At 63.2% G+C, this 272-nt stretch carries 1 pseudogene; it reads left to right on the top strand.

Going from position 1 to position 272, the window contains the following annotated elements:
* Nucleotides 1-272, top strand: a pseudogene (locus tag SB764_RS40245) (hypothetical protein); the annotation flags it as partial.

The raw sequence follows: 272 nt of genomic DNA, 5'->3' as shown, positions 1-272 counted from the left end.
CCATTTCTTCCCGAAGGCGCTCTGGGAGCGCATCCAGAAGCTCGACGGCGCTGGCAAGGATATCGGCCGTCGCATGCAGGGCGTACCCTGCATCTACGATCTCGAAACCCGCTTCCGCGTCATGGACGAGTTTCCTGACTACCGGCAGATCATCTCGCTGGGCATGCCGCCGCTGGAAGCGATGGGCGGCCCGGAGCTCGCCACCGAATTTGCCCGCATTGCCAATGACGGCCAGGCCGAGCTTGTCGAGAAATATCCCGAGCGCTTCGCCG

The sequence above is a fragment of the Paraburkholderia sp. SIMBA_027 genome (assembly GCF_046535315.1).
GTDB classification, from domain to species: Bacteria; Pseudomonadota; Gammaproteobacteria; order Burkholderiales; family Burkholderiaceae; genus Paraburkholderia; species Paraburkholderia tropica.
Note: the sequence above shows the minus strand (reverse complement) of the source record. Positions and strands in the feature narration are given on the sequence as shown.